This window comes from Calothrix sp. NIES-2098, assembly GCF_963875125.1.
In the GTDB taxonomy this organism is placed as follows: domain Bacteria; phylum Cyanobacteriota; class Cyanobacteriia; order Cyanobacteriales; family Nostocaceae; genus Aulosira.
The window spans coordinates 4,336,062-4,356,863 of sequence record NZ_CAWNKJ010000001.1 but is presented as its reverse complement, the minus strand read 5'-3'; the positions used below and the strand labels follow the sequence as shown (position 1 = coordinate 4,356,863).

18 protein-coding genes are annotated in these 20,802 nt (G+C 41.2%); 10 read left to right on the top strand and 8 right to left on the bottom strand.

The features are described 5' to 3' along the window. The first annotated feature begins 370 nt into the window (after positions 1 to 370). From AACU33_RS18190 to AACU33_RS18180, 3 genes are all read left to right on the top strand, one after another. Positions 371 to 646 (top strand): TM2 domain-containing protein, encoded by a 276-nt coding sequence (locus tag AACU33_RS18190; RefSeq protein WP_086760518.1) that lies wholly within the window; start codon positions 371 to 373, stop codon positions 644 to 646. 391 nt (positions 647 to 1,037) lie between these two features. After that, the gene (locus tag AACU33_RS18185; RefSeq protein WP_096590004.1) at positions 1,038 to 3,608 is read left to right on the top strand and encodes a heavy metal translocating P-type ATPase; all 2,571 of its coding nucleotides are present in this window, start codon (positions 1,038 to 1,040) and stop codon (positions 3,606 to 3,608) included. Positions 3,609 to 3,824: 216 nt separating this feature from the next. Further along, positions 3,825 to 4,328 carry an FHA domain-containing protein gene (locus AACU33_RS18180; RefSeq protein ID WP_096590003.1) on the top strand — a complete coding sequence of 168 codons (504 nt, stop codon included), beginning with the start codon at positions 3,825 to 3,827 and terminating at the stop codon, positions 4,326 to 4,328. Between the two features lie 386 nt (positions 4,329 to 4,714). On the opposite strand, the gene AACU33_RS18175 is transcribed toward AACU33_RS18180, so the two are convergent. After that, positions 4,715 to 5,062: a hypothetical protein gene (locus AACU33_RS18175; RefSeq protein WP_096590002.1), complete on the bottom strand. Its 348-nt coding sequence runs from the start codon at positions 5,060 to 5,062 to the stop codon at positions 4,715 to 4,717. A 192-nt stretch (positions 5,063 to 5,254) separates the two neighbouring features. Here AACU33_RS18175 and thyD point away from each other — a divergent pair, with 192 nt between their 5' ends. Further along, entirely contained in the window at positions 5,255 to 6,175 is a 921-nt protein-coding gene (thyD, locus tag AACU33_RS18170; RefSeq protein WP_096590001.1) for a thylakoid membrane protein ThyD, read from the top strand. 21 nt (positions 6,176 to 6,196) lie between these two features. Here thyD and AACU33_RS18165 read toward each other — a convergent pair whose 3' ends face one another. The 3 genes from AACU33_RS18165 to AACU33_RS18155 all read right to left on the bottom strand — a co-directional run bounded on the left by AACU33_RS18165 (position 6,197) and on the right by AACU33_RS18155 (position 7,405). Beyond that, positions 6,197 to 6,439 (bottom strand): hypothetical protein, encoded by a 243-nt coding sequence (locus tag AACU33_RS18165; protein WP_096590000.1) that lies wholly within the window; start codon positions 6,437 to 6,439, stop codon positions 6,197 to 6,199. Between the two features lie 101 nt (positions 6,440 to 6,540). Next, complete coding sequence (locus tag AACU33_RS18160; RefSeq protein ID WP_096589999.1) at positions 6,541 to 6,963, bottom strand: tetratricopeptide repeat protein; 423 nt, start codon at positions 6,961 to 6,963, stop codon at positions 6,541 to 6,543. A gap of 85 nt (positions 6,964 to 7,048) precedes the next feature. Continuing rightward, on the bottom strand, positions 7,049 to 7,405 hold the full coding sequence (locus tag AACU33_RS18155) for a HesB/IscA family protein (RefSeq protein WP_096589998.1): 357 nt from the start codon (positions 7,403 to 7,405) through the stop codon (positions 7,049 to 7,051). A gap of 303 nt (positions 7,406 to 7,708) precedes the next feature. Between AACU33_RS18155 and AACU33_RS18150 the strand changes: the two genes are divergently transcribed. The 4 genes from AACU33_RS18150 (at position 7,709) to AACU33_RS18135 (ending at position 13,454) form a co-directional block, all read left to right on the top strand. Continuing rightward, positions 7,709 to 9,346 (top strand): DUF6930 domain-containing protein, encoded by a 1,638-nt coding sequence (locus AACU33_RS18150; RefSeq protein ID WP_096589997.1) that lies wholly within the window; start codon positions 7,709 to 7,711, stop codon positions 9,344 to 9,346. A gap of 1,765 nt (positions 9,347 to 11,111) precedes the next feature. Further along, positions 11,112 to 11,288 (top strand): ribbon-helix-helix protein, CopG family, encoded by a 177-nt coding sequence (locus AACU33_RS18145; RefSeq protein ID WP_339376117.1) that lies wholly within the window; start codon positions 11,112 to 11,114, stop codon positions 11,286 to 11,288. 249 nt (positions 11,289 to 11,537) lie between these two features. Continuing rightward, a complete protein-coding gene (zds, locus tag AACU33_RS18140; RefSeq protein ID WP_096589995.1) occupies positions 11,538 to 12,977 on the top strand; it encodes a 9,9'-di-cis-zeta-carotene desaturase in 1,440 nt (479 codons plus the stop codon). A gap of 42 nt (positions 12,978 to 13,019) precedes the next feature. Next, positions 13,020 to 13,454 (top strand): SRPBCC family protein, encoded by a 435-nt coding sequence (locus tag AACU33_RS18135; protein ID WP_096589994.1) that lies wholly within the window; start codon positions 13,020 to 13,022, stop codon positions 13,452 to 13,454. A gap of 118 nt (positions 13,455 to 13,572) precedes the next feature. Here the strand turns inward: AACU33_RS18135 and AACU33_RS18130 are convergent, their stop codons facing one another. Beyond that, on the bottom strand, positions 13,573 to 14,415 hold the full coding sequence (locus tag AACU33_RS18130) for a M56 family metallopeptidase (protein WP_096589993.1): 843 nt from the start codon (positions 14,413 to 14,415) through the stop codon (positions 13,573 to 13,575). Beyond that, positions 14,415 to 14,834 (bottom strand): BlaI/MecI/CopY family transcriptional regulator, encoded by a 420-nt coding sequence (locus AACU33_RS18125; RefSeq protein ID WP_096589992.1) that lies wholly within the window; start codon positions 14,832 to 14,834, stop codon positions 14,415 to 14,417. The genes AACU33_RS18130 and AACU33_RS18125 overlap by 1 nt, the downstream gene beginning before the upstream one ends. Before the next feature lie 1,334 nt (positions 14,835 to 16,168). On the opposite strand from AACU33_RS18125, the gene AACU33_RS18120 reads away from it, so the two are divergent. After that, positions 16,169 to 17,146, top strand: a complete 978-nt coding sequence (locus AACU33_RS18120; RefSeq protein ID WP_096589990.1) for a sucrase ferredoxin — start codon at positions 16,169 to 16,171, stop codon at positions 17,144 to 17,146. 80 nt (positions 17,147 to 17,226) lie between these two features. Here the strand turns inward: AACU33_RS18120 and AACU33_RS18115 are convergent, their stop codons facing one another. Beyond that, complete coding sequence (locus tag AACU33_RS18115; protein WP_096589989.1) at positions 17,227 to 19,107, bottom strand: ABC transporter ATP-binding protein; 1,881 nt, start codon at positions 19,105 to 19,107, stop codon at positions 17,227 to 17,229. 194 nt (positions 19,108 to 19,301) lie between these two features. Further along, positions 19,302 to 20,021, bottom strand: a complete 720-nt coding sequence (locus AACU33_RS18110; RefSeq protein WP_096589988.1) for a class I SAM-dependent methyltransferase — start codon at positions 20,019 to 20,021, stop codon at positions 19,302 to 19,304. Positions 20,022 to 20,244: 223 nt separating this feature from the next. Here AACU33_RS18110 and AACU33_RS18105 point away from each other — a divergent pair, with 223 nt between their 5' ends. After that, the gene (locus AACU33_RS18105; protein WP_096589987.1) at positions 20,245 to 20,775 is read left to right on the top strand and encodes a GNAT family N-acetyltransferase; all 531 of its coding nucleotides are present in this window, start codon (positions 20,245 to 20,247) and stop codon (positions 20,773 to 20,775) included. Positions 20,776 to 20,802 lie beyond the last annotated feature (27 nt).

The window sequence follows — 20,802 nt, the reverse complement described above, 5'->3', positions numbered from 1 at the left end:
ATAAAACTTATGGACTTGTAGAAAGGGTTATTCCAGCATAAGAGTATTTGCTGATGATTAAAAGTGAATTCTTCTCAAGAGAAATGTCTCACTGGAAAATCTGTAGGTCTCTAAAGTGCTGAAATATCTCGTCCAAAGCTCCGAACATTTAAGCATAGCTCTATAGTTTCAGGCGGTAGCCAATCACCTTCTCTACGCAATTATGAAGGCGTTTCTTATGGAAACGTGACAGATTGGTTGTGGCTATTTATCTAGAAAACTACTTTTTCATTCAGAAAAGTAAAAATATATTTACCTCATAAATATATTCACTTATTTTCTGGAACAATCATTTAAAATTACCCCTATTTATTCAGGAGTACTACTCAATATGGCAAATTTAAACTCCAGCCAAACAACTAAACAACTAATGGCTGGCTACTGCGGGATCATTTTTGGAGGTTTTGGCGTCCATAAATTTGTTTTAGGATACGCTCCAGAAGGCTTTATTATGCTCGTTATATCTGTAGTCGGGGGCACTTTTACTTACGGGTTTAGTTTGTTAATTATGCAACTTATCGGTTTGATTGAAGGCATGATTTATTTAAACAAGCCTCACGAAGAATTTGTAGATACTTACTTCGTCAATAAACAAGGCTGGTTTTAAAAGTTTCTTTTTCAATTTAAGTTTTATTTTAAGCTATGTATCTTAGCTGCATCCTGCCAATTTATATCTACTGATATGCTAATCCTCAAAAATCAAAAGCTTACCTCGGTCTTGTGTTTGCTGATAGGTGTGGGGTATTTCAGTGCTATGTCTAATTTAGAAATCAATTATTTTTTGAAAAGCCTGATTTCCCTTATACCTATACAGGTTGGAGCATTAATTTACATATCTCATCAACGCTCTTGCCGTCGTCATTCCTGAATTGAGCCAGAGAAATTGCGAATTTAATATGTTTGACATGCAGTCTTAGTTCCAGATTTCGCTACCCTCAAATTAGGACGCTTTTCGTCAAGCGTCAGATTTTTGAAGCGAATCTAACTAAACTCTTGCCATGCAACTTGTTCCCAAAACTCAGATCGTCCCAGAACCAATCCCAATTACAGAGAAAATAATTCTGGATGTTGGGGGCATGAAGTGTGCTGGATGTGTAAAAGCAGTAGAAAGACAGCTAACCCAACAACCAGGCGTGAAAAATGCCTGTGTGAACTTGGCAACAGAGGTAGCGGTCGTAGAGTTAGAAGCTGGCGCGGTCGATGCAGAGTTACTGGCAAAGCATTTGACCGCCAACGGCTTTCCCACTCAACCCCGAACAGCCGCAGGTGAAATAGCTGCTGGAGAAGACCTAGAAGCGCGACAGCAACGAGAAATGCGCTCTGCATTCAGGCAGTTAGTAGTTGCTGGGGTGCTGCTAGTCTTATCTGGAATTGGACATTTAGGCACTATTAGCGGCTTAACATTGCCATTTTTAAATAACATCTGGTTTCACTGTGGGTTGGCAACATTGGCTATCTTAGTTCCAGGTCGCCCGATTATAGTTGATGGTTGGCTAGGCTGGCGGCGAAATGCGCCCAATATGAATACCCTGATCGGTTTGGGAACCCTAACAGCCTACACGGCTAGTTTAGTGGCGCTACTGTTCCCCCAAATGGGTTGGGAGTGCTTCTTTGATGAACCAGTGATGATGTTGGGCTTTATTTTACTGGGACGGACGTTAGAGCAACAAGCCAGAGGACGCGCCGCTGCCGCATTTAGGCAACTGCTAGCGTTACAGCCACAGGTGGCACGGTTAATTGCCAACCCAGAGCAAATTGGGCAAGTAACTGATGAAGAAGGTTCGCACCCTAGCCAAGATGCAGTTATGAGTTCGGCCAGCATTGAGATTCCAGCAGAACAGGTGCGAGTTGGTGAATGGTTAAAGATACTACCAGGTGATAAAGTCCCTGTAGATGGTGAGGTGCGCTTGGGGCAAACCACAGTAGATGAGTCAATGCTGACCGGGGAATCTGTACCCGTCATCAAGCAACCAGGGGATATAGTAACAGCAGGCACTCTTAACCAATCGGGAGCGATCGCTATTCAGGCAACCCGTACAGGCAGCGATACAACTTTAGCTCATATTGTCGCTCTAGTAGAAGATGCCCAAACCCGGAAAGCACCTGTTCAGAAATTAGCAGATACAGTTGCTGGTTACTTTACCTATGGAGTCTTAACCGCAGCTTGCTTAACATTTATCTTTTGGTACTTTTTCGGTACGCACATCTGGCCTGATATCACCATATCAGGTGGCATGGACATGATGAGCCATACATCTCATCACGTTCAGCACTCAGCAATGAGCCTTCATCGCTCACCACTGCTCGTCAGTTTAAAATTAGCGATCGCAGTTATGGTAGTCGCTTGTCCTTGTGCATTAGGGCTAGCGACACCCACAGCCATTCTCGTAGGTACTGGTTTAGGTGCGGAACGCGGTCTATTAATTAAAGGCGGTGACGTTTTAGAACGGGTACACCAGTTAGATACTATTGTCTTTGATAAAACAGGCACATTAACTACAGGTAATCCTACCGTAACTGATTGCCTGCTAATCGAAGAATTAGGGGCTGAAGAAGAAACCGAGATACAAAGTAACAGAAGCATAGTAAAGGATTCTCTCCCCCTGCCACGCCAGTTGCCTCAAGTCGGGAAACCCGCCCACGGCACTGGCTCCCCTGCTCCCTGCCCCCCTCTCTCTTCACCCCGATCGCTCCTGCAACTAGCAGCCGCAGTAGAAAGCGGCACATACCATCCTCTTGCCAAAGCGATTCAGCAGGAAGCCCAGCGGCAAGAGTTGGCTATTCCAGAAGCAGTAAATTTTCATACCGAACCAGGGCTGGGCGTGTCGGCTGTAGTAGATGGAGTCAACGTACTATTAGGTAATTGGGAATGGTTAAGCTGGCACGGAATCGCAATTAGCGACACTGCACAACAGTTGAGTCAGAAATTGGCAAATGAGGGCAAAACAGTTGTGTGTGTCGCAGTAGATGGGAATTTAGCTGGAATTATTGCCGTCTCTGATACTCTCAGACCAGATGCGCAAACCACAGTAGATCGATTACGCCAGATGGGTTTAAGGGTAATGTTGCTGAGTGGCGATCGCATAGAAGCAGCTAGCGCGATCGCTAAACAACTGGGGTTAGATAGCACTGATGTGATGGCTGGCGTTCCTCCCAGTAAAAAAGCCGCAGCTATCCAGGAATTACAAACCAAATACGCATCCGTTGTTGCGATGGTGGGAGATGGGATCAATGATGCTCCGGCTTTATCTCAAGCTGATGTGGGAATTGCTTTATACTCCGGCACAGATGTAGCAATGGAAACTGCGGCTATTGTGCTGATGCGCGATCGCCTCAGTGATGTTGTAGAGTCAATTCACCTCAGTCGTGCCACTTTCAACAAAATCCGTCAAAATTTATTCTGGGCTTTTGCTTATAATACAATTGGTATTCCCTTAGCAGCAGGTATTTTGTTACCCAGTGTGGGTTTTATACTGACCCCATCTGGTGCCGCCGCATTAATGGCCTTTAGCTCAGTTAGTGTTGTTAGTAATTCAGTTTTACTAAGGCGTTTAGCTCATAGACCCTAAACTTTTCTTTTGGAGATTAAGTTTCGCAACTCAATCTCGCTCCTATCCTTTTTGGGCACACTAAAATCATAGTCAGGAGTTAAGCATCTACATAAAGCCTCTTAAGAATATTTCAAAAGTTAAACTAAAAAGAGTAGAAAAGTCATACTCTACTCTTTTGGGTCAATATGCAATTTATGCTTATTAAAGCAGTACCACAGACTGTAGTGCGTAAGAATGGCAGGAAACTATATTAAACACAGCTTGATAACTCACAGTTCAACCGATGTTAGCAGCGATGCATCAATGACAGCAGAGACTAATGAAAGCCATCTTCTGATTATTGAAGACGATCAAGGTCGTAAGGAATTTACCCTGGAAAACCCCGTCTACTCCATCGGTAGAGATCGCGAGTGCAACATCCGTTTGGTGTCGCAGTTTGTCTCCCGCCGCCATGCCACATTGGTGAGATTACCACGAGAACAGAATAGCCACAGCTATTATTATCGGATTGTCGATGGTGATGCTAAAGGCAAACTCAGTTCTAACGGTCTGATGATTAATGGACGCAAGATGCCATCTCACGATCTGAGAAATGAAGACGAAATTATTTTTGGGCCTCAGGTACGTGCTATCTATTATTTGCTACGCAACACCCAGCGATCGGGCAATACAGATGCTAGCGAGTATGATATTACATTAATCAACCCTGGCATGACTGAGGATATAGAAGAACTCTAGAATTAATCAGAGACTTTTAAATAGAAAATACCCAACACTGACGTACAAATCCTTTGTTGTGTCCTACTTTGCGGGAAACCACTTAGTTTCTATACACCTTTTGTGATAGCTTGTGGCGATCTGAAAAATATCTAACATGATGAAGTGAAAGGCACTTGCTCAAGAAAAGTCACGCCTTCAATCTTAAATTGCAGCGGTAGGCTAGCAGTTTGTCTTCAAACATCACGCCATCACAATCTTCCTCAAGACGCGATCTTGTCGTGATTTCTTGTCAAAAAAAGTTAATCAGTATATTTTGAGCTTACTGGCAAAGCTGTGCAGTCAAGACTTGAGTTCGCTTTGCCATTCAGCTAGCGGCGACAACGCCCAGATAAAAGTAGCAAAAATCACCCTGCTAGACTTTCAATTAGATGCCAATGGCGACTGTGTTCAATCGCCTGCTTCACAAATTCAAATACTTGTCGGCAGTGATTATCAAGTTGGAGGGGTAGTTCCTCATTTTTAACCACAATACTCAACCGGGTTTCTGTTTCCGTAGCTGTTGATTTATCAATCAGTACTTCCACCTTAACCAGCTTGGAAAAAGGAACAGTACCAGGAATCTCACGAGCCATAATGTAATCGCCCGTGTAGTATTGAACATCTAAATCACAGTCTTGTAGCAGATCTACAAGCAATGGCTGGAGATGCTCAATAGGAACAGAAACAATAAATGAACAGGTATAGCGAGCCATAATAGCCCCACGCCTTGCAACACTCCGTCCATCCTATAATACCGAAGTATGTAAACTGCAAGTCTTTATAAATTCATTAAAGAAATCTGTGCAAAATGTAGAATCAAATTTCTTTCACCCAAAAAGGTAGGGAGTGCAAGCAGAAAATTTGATAAAAAACTTTAAAATAAAACTTTGGGCGAGGAGTGCATCATGAAAGTAGCAATTGCTGGAGCAACAGGATTTGTAGGTAGCCGTCTAGTTGAACGACTCCACCAGGAAGGTAATAGCATCTTGGTGTTAACACGTAACACAGCCTTTGCCCAAAAAGCTTTTCCTGCTCAGGCTTTTCCCAATGTGGAAATTGTTACCTATCAACCGACTGCATCAGGTTCCTGGCAAGATGCCATTGCAGGTTGTGATGCTGTTGTTAATTTAGCAGGTGAACCCATCGCTGAGGAACGCTGGACGGCAGAACACAAACAAAAAATTCTTAATAGCCGCAAGCTAGGTACACAAAAAATTGTAGAAGCAATAGTCCGCGCTAACCCGAAACCAAAGGTGTTAGTAAACGCTTCAGCTATTGGCTACTATGGCACTAGTGAAACTGCTACCTTCGATGAGACCAGCCAGTCTGGAAATGATTTTCTTGCCGAAGTTTGTCAAGCTTGGGAAGCAGAAGCGAACAAAGTTAAAGATGCTGGTGTGCGATTAGTAATTCTGCGTTTGGGAATTGTCTTGGGAATGGGTGGTGCGTTAGGTAAAATGATTACTCCCTTCAAACTCTTTGCCGGTGGCCCAATTGGCAGCGGTCGGCAGTGGTTTTCCTGGATTCACCTAGACGACTTGGTTAACCTCATTCTGCAAGCCTTAAATAATCCAGCAATGGCAGGCGTCTATAATGCTACTGCTCCTAACCCCGTGCGCATGGCAGATTTAAGCCAAACTATGGGGGAAGTGATGCATCGTCCCTCCTGGTTGCCAGTCCCAGGTTTTGCGTTAGAAGCACTTTTGGGAGACGGGGCAAAAGTGGTGTTAGAAGGGCAACAAGTTCTTCCTAAGCGCACTGTGGAAGTAGGCTTTGAGTACCAATATTCTAATTTGCAAGCTGCTTTAACACAAATTTTGGAATAAATTAAGTGTTAAATTCATTGACTAATCAGCTTGAAATTTGCGAGAAATCCAATTGATCAGACCGCTAAGAAGCGCGCCTCCCATGAGAATACCAATGGCTGGATTAAACACAGGTTGCCACAGTTGATGCCATAAATCTAGCCCTAAATTTATACCTGAGGCATCACCAATGACTGCGATCGCAAACCACCCAAAGCCAAAGAAAACCAAAAATACATCTGCAACTAAAATAAAGTTGAGCCAGCTTAAAAATTTATCTTTCATTAACTGTCGTGTTGTCAAATTCTCTCAAACTGCAAATTGCTAATGATGGGAACAGTTAGTTGTCAGTTTTTTGAGCTATTGACAACTAACAAAATTACCATTTAAGCGTCAAACAGCCAGCCTTTGACTTTTGCCAAACTCTGCCAATCTGGTTTTCTAGTTAAACCGTCTTCAATGCTGTTTTTGACTTCGTCCTCCCATTCTTGATTTACAAAAATTAACTGTTGGGCGAAATCAACGTGTTCCCGCAAACCTTTTTGTCCGGTTTCCAACATCGCCACAGCCAGATTAATTCTGGCTTGTGGGTCTTGAGGATTGAGCTTGACTGCTTTGAGTGCGGCTTTATAAGCTAAGTTGCCTTTGTTCTCCAGTAGATACAACCAAGCCAAACAAGTCCAAGCAGAACTGCTTCTAGGAGCGCGATCGCATACTTCTTTAAACACAGGAATTAAAGAAGCTGCACTTTCACCAGCTTTATAGCGTTCTAAACCTGTATCAAACAGGGATTCAACCGTATTAGTCATTGGTCAATTGTCAAGGGTCAATAGTAAAGGATCAGTAGTCAAGGCTCAATAATTGGACTTTTGACTCTGGACTTTTGACTTTTGACTATACACCAAATGACTTACCACAACCACAGGTTTGGCTGGCGTTGGGATTAGTAAATTGAAAACCGCCGCCAATCATGGCATCGCTATAATCAAGCATTAAGCCATAGAGGTATAATAAGCTTTTGCGATCGCAAACGATTTTGAAGCCATCATAGTCAAAAACTTCATCCTGAGGGCCGATCTTGCTAGAGTCTTCAAAATCCATCATGTAAGACATGCCAGAGCAGCCACCTTGTCTGACACCTACCCGCAAGCATAAATCTTGACCTTGCTTGTCCCGTAGCGATTTTACCTGGCGTAATGCGGTTTCGCTTAACTGAATTCCGCGTTGTTGTGGCTGAATTGCTTGTGTCATCTGCTGTTCAACTCCTTAATTGGTTTAACCAGTACCCTAGGCTTGTAATTGGTGTTTTTGTATCTATTCTAGCGAGATTGATGTCCCTGGTTGCCAAATTGTAAAGACTCCGTCAAAAGCGGCTAAATATTTTTATTCTAGAATTGAGAGATTCGGTGCGTTTTGAGATTCGCTATTTTTGGAGATTCAGCCTTGTGGCAGCCTGAATCGCAACCAATCTTCAGGTATAGCTAGGAAAATTTTATCCGCGGCTAACCATTCCCAAAAATTGACGAAGAACTGCTTCTTTTATTAACTTACTCTATGACAAGTTTTAATCGCTCTACCAGTCGTCGGTTGAAGAAATTATCCCAAATTCCTTCTGTATGGGAGGGCGATCGCCGTCCGTTGTCATCATCACAAACTCAGCCAAGAGACGCAGAAGGTAAGGGTGATTGCATATTGTGGGTGGATGGCTCTCAAGGTATTGTCAGAGGTATGGATGTAGTAGCGCCGGACACTGGCCCGGAAGCAGTGGTTCGCACTCTCATGCGAGCAATGGAGCATCCTCATAGTCCGGCTAAACCTGCTCGTCCGCAAAGAATTGTCGTCCGCGATCGCGAGATTCAATTTTATTTGCGTGGAGTACTGCAAGATTTAGATATTGCCATTGACTACGCGCCAGAACTGCCTTTGATTAATGAACTGTTTCGCTCTTTTGGCGAAATCCTCGATAGCCAAATTCCCGATTTACCACCCCAGTTCGCCCAAGCGTTACAAGAAAAGGCATTCGCAATTTGGGAAGCATCCCCTTGGGAGTTTTTGGAAGAACAACAAATTTTGTCTATAGAGATTAATAAGTGGGATGTGGGTAAACTCTACGCCTCAGTCATGGGAATGCTGGGGATGGAATATGGAATTTTGTTGTATCGTTCCGAAGATTCCTTAAAACAATTTCGCGCCGCCGTATTAAGAGATGAGGATTCCCAAGGACGTTTAGAAGAAGCATTCCTCAAACAAGATTGTCTGTTTCTGACTTTTGAGCGTAGTGAAGAAACAGATGAATTTGAGGATGAGGGTGATTTAGCAGATCTGCCGTTATCAGAAATTGACCCTACTTTTGGTAATATCCATCCTTTAGAAGGCCTGCGATCTGTTTTGTATGACGAAGAAGCACTGGTGGTTTTTGTAGCTTTAGAGAGCTTGAACCGCTTCATCCGCGATCACCGTCGCCAACTCTATGGAGACTCATTCCCTAGCCTCAACCATCGCTATCGGATTACGCTTCCTCAGTGCAATGAAGCAACTAAAACCGTATCTGTGACTGTTTCTACTATGCCGGAATTGGCAGCGGAATTAGAGGAAATGGCAGGCTTAGATATTGAGGATGGCGATCTGGGAGAATCTTCCTCAGTCTTCCGTTCGTTGAGAGATGATTTAATTCCAGAAGACTCTTTCCTCAGTTTGGGAGTAGTCTCTTGGGAGATGCTGGAGTATTTACGTCAAGGTGTTACCTATCATCCTGTAGGTGAAATTCAACAAGTCGGTGATGGGTTGCCTGTAATTTTAATTCAAACTTCCCGTCCTAGGGGTAAGACGGTAATTGAACATTTAGAAGCCGCTGGCGGATTGAAAGCAATTTGCTTTAATCCGGGAGCAGATCCCTTTGATGGCAATAACTATGACTTGGGTTTATTGCAAACTCAAAATGATGAATTGTTTCTCTTTGGCGAATTTTTAGATGACGACCCCATTCATGTAGAAGCTCGAAAAAAATGGAATCAGCGGTGTAAAAATACCAAGGGCTACTGTGGTCTAATCATTGCTAAAGGACTCACAGGATCGGCTCGTGGCAACCCGCAATTACGAGATATGATGGCTCTATTTGAAGCGCGATCGCTTTCTCCCAAAGATTTAGGCATCGGTACTCTGCAACTTGTACCGCAACTTCAATTTGAATAGTACTGCCTCAAACGGGGATCAATGCTTGTTGATTAACAATTGGAGAATATTGCATAGCCTTGCATTCAGCAATGGCTAAATTTTTGCTTACCCCTTCAGTGCTTTGGAGTACGCAATTTAGTCGGAATTGTGAGCTTAGATAGCACTGCACATACTTAGCTAGATTCAATCATACAGAACTTACGCAACTGTCATAGATTATTGTTGAGGCTGGCAATCTTCAATGGTTATCAGACGAATAGCACTATGTTCCTGGTTTAGATTGAAGTAGAGATATTTTTGAGTGCATCTGTCTACCTGGCGGGAAGCGTTTCAATGTTGGGCCTGAGGTAGTTGACAACCCTAAACTTTATTGCTGCTCTAGAGGAAAAATCTTCTGATTATCGCTAATAGTTACTTACTCAAAACTTTATGAAGTAACTATATTCCGATCCTTTTATGGCGACTTTCGGAAGCAGCGCGATTGTATAAAATAACACAATAAATAAAATATTTGAGTTGGCTTGGGATAGTTTAAATTAGCCAACTTGTTTCTATAACTGCCTTTTTTCTAATTCATGATTTTGTTACTTATCAATCTTATTCATCAAAAATTTAGCCGATTAAATATTACTTTATAATTCTTTTATAAAGTCAGATAAATACTGTTAATTAGCATTTGAATAAAGATTATTTAAATTTTAGCTAGAATAGCAATAATAAATGCACTTAAAAAATATTGAGGTGTACAATATTTTTTATACAGTGATGGTTATTTGCATCATGTTTGCATAGCAAGCAGTTCTTAGAACAGGTCAAAACTACTTTGATAGCTAGAGGAACTTTGGGAATTAAATTTTGATCCCATGAATAGCTCTGGCTCGATCTCTAAGTTGAATCTACCACATCTCTAGGACACTAGCACTTGAGAAATGACCAATCGGAAACCTAAAATTAATGATTGGAAATATTCATTTAATTAAGAAACTCACTGAGCTATATCAGCAGGTGAACACTTTAAAAAATTGCTGGTAACTATAGATGAGTTATGCAGATGTGAATAACATATTCATGTGTTGATTTTCCTATCCAAATTTCGATCGTTAAAAGCAATCTATGTAATCAGAATGTAGTGAAAGTCTACTAAATACAAGTAACAAATCTATTAGAGGATGTAAAAACAAAAATTACCAAAGCCTGAGTTTCAGAAAAATTGAAATTTACGAGTATGAAGTTTGATGAAGGCAACATGAAGAAGTGCGAAAACTCTTCCTACTCTGGAAACATAGCTAGTTAGTGCGAACTTTACCATGAGCGATCGCAAACTACACATACTACTAAAACATCTTTACAAGTCAGGATTTAACAATAATGATGTTCCCACACTTGATTGTGAGATGTTATGGTATTATGTTCTCTCCAGAGTTTTGTAGCGACTGAGTCTAGAGAGAAAAAAAATGCTTTTGATGAAGAAAAATTTGGGTAATCTTTATTTAGTTAACAGCCTAGATACCCATTGATTTCCACAATTTAACTGCTAGCCTTTAGCCACGATACTTTTGCCAATGTAAATTACTTTTACGGCAAGTGTGCGCTATTTTCGCTGTCACAACAGTAACAAATGAATCAAACCTTTTATATTTTATTGGAAAATGAACAAGATTTGAGAAAACTCGCATTTTTAATATTAATGGCATTGCTTGTTTACTGACACTAATTCTAGGAATATTATCTTTTTATTCTTTAGCTTAGATGTCTTTGATGATGTTAATATATAGCAACTAGCATGATAATGACAAATAAAAAGTGGGCCGTCAAACGTATAACAGTTAATCTTGCAGCACAAGAAGCTGAAAAACTGGAACAATATTGTCAGCAAACTGGTAGACCAGCAACCGATGTCATTCGGGAACTGATTAGAAGTTTACCTATATCTGAAGATACTAAAGAACACAGCAAGTAGGAAGGTGTTTGCCAACAATACTTTAAATACTTGTTTGAATTCAGTTGTTACCAAGTAAGTGCTGAGTTACTCATTCCCAAAACTTGAGCTATTCGATCGGGTATTACTCGTTACTCAAAACTCTTGGGAGATAAAAATATGTAATAAAACACTCTTATGCCTCCATAGTAAGAATCGACTGAACATGAGTAGCAAATTCCGACACCAAGACAGTTACAATCTGTAAAGAAACTGAAAAGGAACGACGGAATGCGCGTTGCAATCGTAGGTGCGGGACTGGCAGGGCTAGCAACTGCCGTAGATTTAGCTGATGCTGGCTGTGAAGTACAAATTTTTGAATCCCGTCCGTTTGTTGGTGGAAAAGTTGGTAGTTGGGTAGATGGCGATGGCAACCATATTGAAATGGGGTTGCACGTGTTTTTTGGCTGCTACTATCAACTATTTGACTTAATGGGGAAAGTGGGGGCGTTAGACAATCTACGCCTTAAAGAACATACCCACACTTTTATCAACAAAGGAGGGCGCACCGGTGCTTTAGATTTTCGTTTCTTCACAGGTGCGCCTTTTAATGGCTTAAAGGCATTTTTTACGACTTCCCAACTATCAGTACAAGATAAATTGCAAAATGCGATCGCCTTGGGCACTAGCCCTATAGTTAGGGGTTTAGTAGACTTTGAAGGGGCGATGAAAACCATTCGCAATTTAGATAAAATCAGCTTTGCCGATTGGTTTCGCAGTCACGGCGGTAGTGAAGGTAGCATTAAACGAATGTGGAACCCTATCGCTTACGCCTTAGGATTTATTGATTGCGAAAACATTTCTGCCCGTTGTATGTTGACTATCTTTCAGTTTTTTGCAGTTAGAACTGAAGCTTCAATACTGCGGATGCTGGAAGGTTCGCCCCATGAATATTTGCATAAACCTATATTGGAATATTTGGTAGCTAGAGGCACTCAAGTTTATACCCGTCGGCAAGTGCGGGAAATTCAGTTTCAAGAACAAGGGGAACAAACCCAGGTTACAGGTATAGTGGTTGCCCAAGGTGATACAGAAGAGGTAATTACTGCTGATGCCTACGTCTTTGCCTGTGATGTGCCAGGAATTCAGCGCATCCTCCCGCAACAGTGGCGTAAGTGGTCAGAATTTGACAATATTTACAAGCTAGATGCCGTGCCAGTTGCCACAGTACAGTTAAGGTTTGATGGTTGGGTGACAGAACTGCAAGATGAACAACAACGCCAGCAGCTAAATCATGCAGCAGGGATAGATAATTTGCTTTACACTGCCGATGCTGACTTTTCGTGTTTTGCAGATTTGGCTTTGGCTAGCCCTGCTGATTATTATCGCCCAGGAGAGGGTTCATTGTTGCAGTTAGTGCTGACACCTGGAGATCCGTTTATCAAACAAAGCAACGAAGCGATCGCCCAGCACGTTCTTCAGCAAGTACACGAACTCTTCCCTTCATCACGAGAGTTGAATATGACTTGGTACAACGTAGTTAAACTGGCCCAGTCTCTTTATCGAGAAGCGCCAGGAATGGATGTCTACCGTCCCGATCAAAAAACACCAGTCCCGAATTTCTTCTTGGCAGGAAGTTATACTCAGCAAGATTACATCGATAGCATGGAAGGAGCAACAATTTCTGGGCGACGTGCGGCAAAAGCGATTTTGGAGAATGTGAAGCAATAACGAACCGCACGCAGCAAGAGAGGACGTAGAGGAAGGAAAAAAATGTCAGACTGGCTAGAGCATAGTGTACAGGTCGAAGTTGAGGCTCCTATTGATTTAGTCTGGAGTCTCTGGTCTGATTTGGAGCAAATGCCTAAATGGATGAAGTGGATTGATTCTGTGAAAATATCGCCTGACGATCCAGATATATCTATTTGGAAGCTGAGTACTGGCGGTCTGGACTTTACCTGGAAATCCCGGATTCTCAAAGTTATACCCAATCAGATTATCCAATGGCAATCGATTGATGGTTTGCCCAATCAAGGCGCGATTCGCTTTTACGATCGCCACGGTAGTAGTATTGTCAAAATGACTATTTCCTACGCTATCCCTGGTTTTTTGGGCAAAATCATGGATAACTTGTTTTTGGGAAGAGTTGTGGAGTCAACAATTCAAGCCGATTTAGAAAGGTTTCGGGAATACGCCCTCAAACAGTAATTTCAACCCAAAATTACTATTTGAAAGCCTGCTTCCGCAGGCTTTGCTCGTTACCGAGGGTGAATGTTGGGCTGAAAGCTCTGGAGAGCTAGAAAACTTTCTCCTAAACTGCAATTAGTCAAGTATGGAATAGTACCGTTACTAACGGTAAAAATGCTAGCAGAAAGCTATGCCAAGAATGTAATGGAGTTGTAGGGATTGGTTCTGGGGGCGCTAACAGAGCTTCGATTCGCTGCTCTAAGCGATCGCCTGTTGCTGGCGAACCTAAGGCAGCACAACAAACTTCTGACAATACAGAGGTATTACTAACCACCAAAAGCAGCGATTCTGCTAGTAGTAAGGGGTCTACTTGCGATGCAGCATAACCATCAGCCCGTAGTTCGCGCAACACTAATAATTCTTCCCACAAAGAGTCTGTGTTAGGCAACCACGCGGTACAAGAACGCACCCAACCCAGCCAAAAAAACCAAAATGTGTCTCGGTAATGATAATGACCTTGCTCGTGTGCCAAGACACTTTCTAAATGTTCGCTGGAGAGAGTTTGCAGTAATCCTTGGCTGACTACTAGTTCGGGGTGCCAAAAACCGATTTGACCAGCGAAAAGTGCGCCTGTGTTGAGCAGCCGGATTTGTCTGTCACCAAAATTTACTAAGGGACAGTTACGGGCAGATTCTACAGACTGCCAGCCTTGAAAGGCGTGTTTAATGCATAAAATGCTAAAAAATCCTAAATATATCAAAGCTAGTAGATAGCTACCCCAACCTGTATACATTCCTCCCATTTTTCCTTGGGGGCCCATGCACAGTACAGCGATCGCAGTCATAAATAGCAGCAAGGGAGGAAAAATAAATAAAAATAGCGATCGCCGCCACCTGAGACTCCAATTTCCTTCAGAGCCAACCCAAGTGGATCTTAACCACCAAGCAACTGCTAAAGCAGCCAAAATCATCATTAAATGCATTATTTCCCCTCCCTGGCTTGACGTGCAGCTTGAATGCGTTTGGCGATCGCTTCAATTTGTTGGCTAGCGGTTTCATCGAGACTATCAGCGAAAGCAGCGACCACATCCGGATTGCTCACCGCCAAAAATCGCTGCAATTGCTCGTGAGCTTTAATTACTTCTGCTTGCTGCTTTGTCAGCAATGGTCGCCAATAAAATGCTTTCCCTTTCTTGTCACAGACTAGCCAACCTTTATCAGTCAGGCGGCGCAAAACGGTGGTGACAGAGGTATAAGCTAACTCCCGGTTTGGATCAGACAGAATGCGATCGTGTACATCCTTCACTGTAGCTGAACCCAGTTCCCAGACGATCTGCAAAATTTCTGCTTCTAGGGGGCCTACGGACAGTTGTTTAGGACGGTAGTCGGGTAAAGGAGCCATATCAATAGTTTAGATTTGAGATTGTGGATGAGTGGATTTATGCGAAAATTCTCCTCTCGATTTGTTAGGCTTCGCCTGAGTGCGCGTAGTCGTCAACGCAAAAGAACTCTTCTTCTTTTTTCAGATTACCTTTGATTGAAACTGCGATTTGCCAACCAGGACTGATTTTGGCAAAATCTCCGCAGATTTTTTTGTATGACTAGTCACTTGCGACTATCTGCAATAACTTTTAACTATTGAGAAAAATTATTATTTGGATAGAAAATAGCAATATCTATCTTAGGCAGCATCCTTAACCGTTAGCTTGTTGTTAACCTTTATTTAACTAGCATTCATCACGCTAGAATTTTTAGTAAAATTTATAAAGATTATCAAATGCTTGCATTTCTTATTGACTTCAGTTACAGTCAAAGCAGGTATCTAAAAAAAGCCTGATGTCAAATTCAGGAGATTAAACCTATAAAATAGTAGATACCAAAACTAAAAATTGAGTAGAGCTAGGAAAATTGCCGTATTTTTTGAAAAATACTATCCTGCTACTCAAGTTTAAATATTTATTAACTAAGATTTACTGGTTATTCCGATCGCCTTGCTTTTAATCAGTAAAGGGGAGAGAACGGAGTATCCTAAATTTTGACTAAAATTTTATTTTTTTCTAAGTTAATTGAGAATAATTTGCAATATGCTTTTAACAAGAGCGAGTAGCGATCAAAAATACCTCAAACTTAATTGCTTACTTATAGCAGTTTGGCAATGTATTACAGAGCAACATCAAGCAATCAAAGTAAATTGGCAAAACGGGATTAATTGCTTCAAGTACTTGGTTAAGCAGTCAAGTTCCTCAGCAAAGTCGTATCGCAGTAAAAGTCTGTCTACAGATGTAGAGACAGAGGCTGTAAATGGCTATATGGATGATTTCATTCAAAATTTAAATAATTACTATAATTTTAGTCAAATTTTTAAGTGTAATTTCCGTTACCTCAATAGATTAAGTAAGGTGAAGTTAACACAGTGTAACTATGGCTCTTCAAGGCAGAGTACGCAAGACTATCTTCAGCAATTGACAGTTAATAAACTGTCGAACTATAAGAGATACAAAATTCACTTTAGGAGTACGGAAGCAGTTTTACGACATTTCCCTACCGATATTGTGGAGATTTTATTAACCGGAAATAGGTTTAATAAAAATGAATGTTATAAAGTGGCTACCTAGTTAATGGCAAGAAATGCTGATTGTTTCTTCTTGTTGCATTTATTAGAGACGATTGTAGCCACAAACACAATTTTAGTTTTTTATAAACTTGTCCATAAAATTTAAGAATGAGAACAGCTAAATGAATACCTTTTTTTGTTCCGATTACTCAAAACAAATAGGAGAAGATGTTATTGGTAGCGCCACCAATTACGAAACTTACATTTTAGTTGAGTGTCCTACTCCTTGGACATCAGAAGCCTTTAATTCCAAATGGGTACCTAATAATCTCAAGCTTTTGGTTGAGGAAGTAAAACGCGCTAAACTACCAATAAGATTTCTATTAATTGCTAACGATTTAACTCATAAAGTAGAGCTAACAACCCTTTTAATTTATCAAAAACAAAAGGGATTAACTCAGGGATACTTGAAGTACGAATTTCAGCTACCAAATATTGAAAATGTCGCTGCGGTTGTCAAAAAATTCTTACGGGGTAGTATTTCTGAGTATGAAAAAGAAACAAGTATTACTAGAGATATTTTAGTATGTACCCACGGCAGCCATGATAAATGCTGTGCTAGACATGGTAATCCTTTTTATTTCCATGCTCAAAATACAATTTCTCATTTAGAGTTAGAAAATGTTCGGATTTGGAAATCAAGTCATTTTGGCGGACATCGATTTGCACCAACAATGATAGATTTACCAGAAGGAAGATATTATGGCATTCTTGACCAAGATTCATTCAAATCGATTTTGACCCGTAGTGGAGATAGTCAGTGCTTAAATAAAGTCTATAGAGGCTGGGGTATTTTGCCAGTTCCTCTTCAGATTTTAGAAAAGGAATTAATCCTTCACTATGGATGGGATTGGTTTAATTACAAAGTAGCAAGTAAAATTCTAGAACAAAGCTTAGATAATAATACAGTGCTAGCTGAACTAACTTTTGAAAAAACTACAGGTGCGCTGTATACTTGCCAAGCTAAATTAGTCAAAGATGAAACTAAAACCTTAGAGATTAGAAGTTCTTGCGATGCAAAACAAGCTTCAGCAGTTGTTAAATATACTGTAGCTAGTCTCTGGCTGGAAGCTAAAAAATTTGCATCTTTGAGTGCTTAATTAAGGAAATATCATGGTGCATTATTTATGCATAACGCACCATAGTAAAATTTAAGCTTTGTTGATACATTGAAAGTTATTTAAGTTCCTAACATTTGTAAGTTATGCAACGTCGCATACATTCCTCCTTGTTGGAGTAATTCTTCATGACTTCCTTGTTCTATCAGTTCGCCTCGCTTTAAGACAAAAATGCGATTGACATTACGAATTGTCGATAAACGGTGAGCAATAATAATTGCAGTACGTCCTATCAAAAGCTGGTTTAATGCTTCTTGAATTAAAGCTTCTGTGCCTACATCTAAGCTAGCTGTAGCTTCATCCAAGACCAAAATTTGGGGATTGCGAATAGCAGCCCGTGCAAAGGCTAAAAGTTGCTTTTGTCCGCTAGAAATATTTGTACCTCTTTCTCGCAATTGAGTGTCATAACCTTGAGGTAATAGTTCAATAAACCGATCGATATTAGTTTGTTGTGCTGCTTGTTGAATTTCTGCAAAAGTATATTTGTCTCCTAAGGAGATATTACTTTTAACATCCCCTGCAAATAAAAAGCCTTCTTGTAAAATTACTGCCAAATAACGCCGTAATTCTGCTTGTGGTAAGTCCCGAATATCTATACCATCAACGAGAATGCGTCCTTGGGTGGGTTCGTAGAGGCGACACAACAGCCGAATGATGGAACTTTTACCTGCACCTGTAGGCCCAACTAATGCTACTTTTTCGCCTGGATGAATAGTGAAATCTAAATCTTTGATTACATAATCATCGTCTTTGTAAGCAAACCAGACATGCTCAAAACGGATTTCTCCTAATTGAGGTAAAGTGTTAGGTTCTGGAGATTCTAAATTAGCAACAACCTCGTCTATATAGCCGAATTTAGCATCATAAATGGAGATGCGAGAATTATAGCGATCGCGGATTTCTATCGGTTCATCTAAAATGTTGGTGACTCGTTCAATAGCAGTGAAACCTGCTTGAATCACCGTGAATTTTTCTGCAAAATTCCGCAAAGGATCGAATAACTGTTGGGCATATAAAACAAATGCCGATAAAATCCCAAAAGTAATACTTTTACCCAGCAGCAACCAACCGCCTAGAACTAACACAGATGCGATCGCAACTAAGCTAATCCACTCTAAAATGGCGGAAACTGCTGAATCGTAAAAGATGGTTTTATCGATTTGCTGTTTGTAACGCTTGTTGGTATTGCGGAACAATTCACTATTAAACTTCTCTCGCCGGAACAATTGCACTACGTTAATTCCAACGATATTTTCTTGCAGTTGGGAGTTCAGCGTTGAAAGTTCTTCTCGTGCTTTGTAATTCGCTTGGCGATACTCTTTTTGCAAGTACACAACTACCAAGCTGATGGGTAACAGCATCACCAACAACAAAGATGCAAGTTCCCATTGCAGAGAGAACATCAAACCGATAATCACCAGCATAGAAAACAAATCGGATACAATGCCGATTGCCCCAGTAGAAAATACATCTCCTAAAGCTTCGACATCGCTGGTGAGTCTGGTAATTAATTTACCAACAGGTGTCCGATCGAAAAAACGTACAGATAAAGATGTTACATGATGAAATAAATCCTCACGAATCACCGCAGTGATTTGTTGTCCTAGCTTCTGTACGAGATAACCTTGAAAACCTGTAAATATCAGTCTGATAGTAATAGCGATCAGTAACAATCCTTCGATGATATTTAGCCCTTGCATCAAAGGACGATTCCTGAGAAACTCATAAACGCTGGGTTCTTTGCGGATGAGCGATATAGCCTGCCCAATTAATAGTGGTTGTACAGCATTAGCTAAAGCGATCGGTACGAGTAAGGACATTGACAGCAATAGCAGTTTTCCACTACGACGGGCGTAAGGTACTAAGCGCAAAAATAACCGCCAGTCATTGTCACGCCGACGGTATTGTGTGTAAGATTTTTTGAGGGATGGGTAGGTGCTCATAGTAAGAGCATTATAATGAACTACCTACACAGTTCGCTACACCATTTGGGGGGTTTCTATTGTTGTATTTGTGGTTGCCGATTGAGCGATCGCAGTAATTTTCCAGATTACCTTGACTAACAGCTATTAAAGAGAATTTTCTTCCATTCTCAAAAATATTGTCGCAGCTATGCTTTGGTTAATTATCCTCAGTTTCAAAACTGCACCTTGTATAAATTAAATAATTCCCCTGATTGCCGGGTGATAATTTTAGCCCCAGCAGCTTTAATTGTTTTTTCCCACTCAGCTATAGACTCAAGAAATACTTCTGCGCCTAAATAAGTTTCCAGAACAGCCCAATCTTCTGCTAGAGGCTGTTCGGGATTGAGGATGTCAAATACAAACTGTCCGCCATATTTTAATACCCGCTTGACTTCCAGCAAGACAGCACTCCAATATTCCAAAGGAAAATAGCAGCTAAATCCTGTGGCGATCGCTAAATCAAACCGATCTGCGGCATAGTTTAAATGATGAGCCGGGCCTAACTCCACACCTTTAAACAGCTTGGAGTTTAACTGGGAACCACGGGAATTCAGCGTATCTCTGGCTACAATGCTAATTTCTTGACCGTAAAAGTATGCTTGCCAATCGCGCCAAGGATAAATCAAAAAGCTGACACCGCAACCAATGTCTAAACAGTGCTGATTCTTTTGCGGTTTAGCAATTTCCCAGAAGCAAGAAGCAATTCTTCCTGGTAACGTGCCAGTAATCCAATCTCGAAATATTGGCATTTCCTGCACTTCTGTCGGTAAATCAAACGGTTGATTTTGATACTGGCGGTTAAAGCGATACGCAACTTGAGCGATTCTTTCCTGCCATTTGTCTGAGTGATGGCTAGAGGTGGTGTATGGAGTTTGGGAAGGCTTTTTAGACATGCGATGCTGTACTAGTTTTTCAAGGCTTTAGTCAAGTTATAGTGTAGACAAAGCCTCAGAAGTAGTTTTAACGCACTAAAATTAATCCAAACGCATCGGCAAGTGCGAAAGGCAAAAATAACTGTCAATGATTTTCAGATCGACAAAATTGTATGTAATATGCTTGGAAGAATGGGGAAGCGCTCATAGTTAGAGCATCATATTGATTTTTGTTGTTGACACCATGCCTGAGATAGAAACTTTGCGACTGCGATTGAGGCACTTCACGCTAGATGATTTCGATGACCTGTTGCGCATCTACACTGATACAGAAATCATGAAGTATCTATCGCCAAGAACAGCAGAACAGACGCAGAACAGCTTATGCAATCATATTCGGCAATGGCAAGAACACAACTTAGGGATGTGGGCTGTAGTAGACAAAGCAACGGGTAAGATGATTGGTCGTTGCGGACTCGGTTTTTTGGCAGATACCCCAGAGGTGGAACTAGGTTATGTATTTGACAAGTCTTATTGGAACATGGGGCTGGCAACGGAAGCGGCGCAAGCGACGTTAAAATACGGTTTTTGGGAAGCGAAATTAGAGCAAATAGTAGCGATCGCTCATCCAGAAAACATTGCTTCAGTGCGGGTAATTGAAAAAGTCGGTATGAAATACCAAAAACATACCCGTTATTACAGCCACGATGTAGTTTACTACACTCTCCCCCGTGCAGAATGGCAACCTAATGATTCTTTATATGTGTTGCATTAGAGGAATGAAAACATAAAGTAAAAAGCC

What these genes read in the sequence shown, in the direction of transcription:
- thyD (WP_096590001.1), top strand. Translation starts at nt 5,255, where the DNA reads ATGAAAGTAGCAATTGCTGGAGCAACAGGATTTGTAGGTAGCCGTCTA.
- AACU33_RS18125 (WP_096589992.1), bottom strand. Translation starts at nt 14,834, where the DNA reads ATGGCTCCTTTACCCGACTACCGTCCTAAACAACTGTCCGTAGGCCCC.
- AACU33_RS18145 (WP_339376117.1), top strand. Translation starts at nt 11,112, where the DNA reads ATGATAATGACAAATAAAAAGTGGGCCGTCAAACGTATAACAGTTAAT.
- zds (WP_096589995.1), top strand. Translation starts at nt 11,538, where the DNA reads ATGCGCGTTGCAATCGTAGGTGCGGGACTGGCAGGGCTAGCAACTGCC.
- AACU33_RS18180 (WP_096590003.1), top strand. Translation starts at nt 3,825, where the DNA reads ATGGCAGGAAACTATATTAAACACAGCTTGATAACTCACAGTTCAACC.
- AACU33_RS18130 (WP_096589993.1), bottom strand. Translation starts at nt 14,415, where the DNA reads ATGCATTTAATGATGATTTTGGCTGCTTTAGCAGTTGCTTGGTGGTTA.
- AACU33_RS18135 (WP_096589994.1), top strand. Translation starts at nt 13,020, where the DNA reads ATGTCAGACTGGCTAGAGCATAGTGTACAGGTCGAAGTTGAGGCTCCT.
- AACU33_RS18190 (WP_086760518.1), top strand. Translation starts at nt 371, where the DNA reads ATGGCAAATTTAAACTCCAGCCAAACAACTAAACAACTAATGGCTGGC.
- AACU33_RS18105 (WP_096589987.1), top strand. Translation starts at nt 20,245, where the DNA reads ATGCCTGAGATAGAAACTTTGCGACTGCGATTGAGGCACTTCACGCTA.
- AACU33_RS18150 (WP_096589997.1), top strand. Translation starts at nt 7,709, where the DNA reads ATGACAAGTTTTAATCGCTCTACCAGTCGTCGGTTGAAGAAATTATCC.
- AACU33_RS18185 (WP_096590004.1), top strand. Translation starts at nt 1,038, where the DNA reads ATGCAACTTGTTCCCAAAACTCAGATCGTCCCAGAACCAATCCCAATT.
- AACU33_RS18120 (WP_096589990.1), top strand. Translation starts at nt 16,169, where the DNA reads ATGAATACCTTTTTTTGTTCCGATTACTCAAAACAAATAGGAGAAGAT.
- AACU33_RS18160 (WP_096589999.1), bottom strand. Translation starts at nt 6,963, where the DNA reads ATGACTAATACGGTTGAATCCCTGTTTGATACAGGTTTAGAACGCTAT.
- AACU33_RS18165 (WP_096590000.1), bottom strand. Translation starts at nt 6,439, where the DNA reads ATGAAAGATAAATTTTTAAGCTGGCTCAACTTTATTTTAGTTGCAGAT.
- AACU33_RS18110 (WP_096589988.1), bottom strand. Translation starts at nt 20,021, where the DNA reads ATGTCTAAAAAGCCTTCCCAAACTCCATACACCACCTCTAGCCATCAC.
- AACU33_RS18175 (WP_096590002.1), bottom strand. Translation starts at nt 5,062, where the DNA reads ATGGCTCGCTATACCTGTTCATTTATTGTTTCTGTTCCTATTGAGCAT.
- AACU33_RS18155 (WP_096589998.1), bottom strand. Translation starts at nt 7,405, where the DNA reads ATGACACAAGCAATTCAGCCACAACAACGCGGAATTCAGTTAAGCGAA.
- AACU33_RS18115 (WP_096589989.1), bottom strand. Translation starts at nt 19,107, where the DNA reads ATGAGCACCTACCCATCCCTCAAAAAATCTTACACACAATACCGTCGG.